Annotated in this window: 1 protein-coding gene and 1 pseudogene; both read right to left on the bottom strand. The window is 48.4% G+C overall.

Features of this window, described 5'->3' with window-relative positions; genetic code table 11:
• Positions 1 to 582, bottom strand: a pseudogene (locus M975_RS05275) (hypothetical protein); the annotation flags it as partial.
• On the bottom strand, positions 579 to 2127 hold a 1549-nt coding region (locus M975_RS05270), incomplete at its 5' end, for a DUF2345 domain-containing protein (RefSeq protein WP_157093333.1). The gene M975_RS05270 and the pseudogene M975_RS05275, both read right to left, overlap by 4 nt.

The following is a 2127-nucleotide window of genomic DNA, read 5'->3' as shown; positions in this document are numbered from 1 at the left end:
ATTAAACCCATTAACAATTGAATAGTCGTTTGTGTGGTGGAGAAGTATATTCCATGCTCTAAATGGACAAACCTTCACTATAACTCTCGAATTAAAGTACATATTCGAGATAGTCAACCCTGAAAATTCAGGGTCGGGAAAATGAAAAACAGGTAAATCCTTACTATTCCAACCAGAAATTTGAGGAGCTTTATCGCATAACTGCCCTATAACAACATAATAACAAATGAGGTTTGTTTTCTTGTCGACTGTCACCGGTGACATTTTCATCGAATAGGAATATGTTCTCTCAATACTTAAAGGTCTCTGCTCCATTTCATCAACAAGTGGCTGAGCTTCAACAAAAATAGTTAAATCAGGATGAAGTAAATCATCAATACGCAAAATTCCCTCTGAATCAGTAACTCCGCTATAAGGCTGAATAACTTTATCTCGGGTAGCCTCGTTCTCTCCCCGCCATGGCATGTTAGCTACGGCGTTATTATTCTCATCAACCAGCTGAATTTCAATCCAGCATTTCTTTTGCGCTGGAGCTTGAGCTTTTCCGAATGTTCCTACCGCTGATGTTCTTGATTCGCTCATGATGACGCTCCTTGTTCGCTGTCAGTACTGCTTAGAGGAAACTCAATTTTCATTGATGATGGAGACGCAGTATAAATTGGCATAGTATTGCCGAGCTTATCTGTTGTCCCTGAATAAACATCACATTCAGCGGTGGTAACCTTATAATGGGTGTAAGGCATCACTTCACCCGTATCCTGATTAGTTATTGCAAATCCGCCTTTAAATCCTTTAGGCAGTTCCTGAGGAGATAGATTTAAGTTTGCCGCCCCCATTTTTTGCACATTCGCAGCTTTCAGCAGGATATTACCCGGGCACCCAAGTTCAATATTTCCGCCACTGATCTTGATATAAGCCCCATTACAAACAAGGGTTAATTCCTTGCTAGCATTTACCGTCACGCTACCGCTATTGCTGGTAACTGTGACATCCTTCAATGCCTGAACATTCAGTGCGTCTCCCTGCGCCTGCACATCCACTTTGCCCTGCCCTGCAAAAAGTTGCATTCCTGCACTTTGTGCAAATAGACTGACAGTTTTCGACGCCGCAACAGTTACCGACTGAGCTGCGCTTATGTCCGTATTGCGACCAGATACTATTCCTACACTTTGTCTTCCAGACGCAATCCGAACTGCTTCGGGACTGACCATCCCAATTCCCATCGGTGAATGAGCTAATATCCCTGGTTTTTGCAGTCCGGACAGCGCACTATTCAGACTCGATTGGCTATCTGAATCTGCCGAAGTTGCTTTTGCTGTCTCAGCTGCTTTGCTAAGACTTTTTGCGAGGGCTAGGGCCTGTTCCAACTGCTGTACAGCTTCATGCATATCGAGCATTACACCTTCAGCATTTGGTTGATAATCGGCACTTAATAAAATCCCTTTCCCCCCCCGAACAGCCACCCAATCGTCTGTGCGCAATTCTGCACCTTCTCCTCTAACCACGCGCTCCTCATCAACATTGTGCCCTAAATTAAGCTGCGTCTTGCCCCCGTATTCGGTACTGAGCTTGACGTGTTCTTCACCGCGCTTGTCTTCCATCCGCAGCTTGTTCAGGCCAGCGGTACGGATGACGTTGCGCGTGCTGTTGGCTTCAGTGACGTGGTCGACATGGCGGGAATCATGCAGCGCGTGGGCGATATACGGCCGGTCCGGGTCACCTTCATGGAAGGCGATGGCCACTTCCGTGCCCTGAATCAGCGGGAAGTGGAAGCCGTATTTGTCACCGCCGTACGGTTTGGCGAAGCGTACCGGCATGCTTTCCATGCCCTGACGTTTGTCGTCGCGGTCGGCGTCAAATTTCACCCGGTACATGCCCGACGCATCCTGCCAGGCGTAGATATCGTTGTCTTTGGCGCTGGTCACGCGCGCCATCAGGGTACCACTGACCACCGGGCGCTTTTTGGCCTCAGGTCGCCAGCAACGGTTCTCGTAGTACGGCATCGCCGCCCACTCTACCTTAAGGGCGTTCTGACGACTGGCGGTGTAACCGGCACTGATGATGATGAGCCCGTTTTCCGTTTCACGGGGCAGGGTCGACGGGATGGCCGTTTCAGTTATGGTCAGC

Origin of the sequence: Buttiauxella brennerae ATCC 51605, assembly GCF_001654925.1 — a bacterium.
Lineage (GTDB): Bacteria > Pseudomonadota > Gammaproteobacteria > Enterobacterales > Enterobacteriaceae > Buttiauxella > Buttiauxella brennerae.
This window is presented reverse-complemented; position numbering and strand designations above follow the sequence as displayed.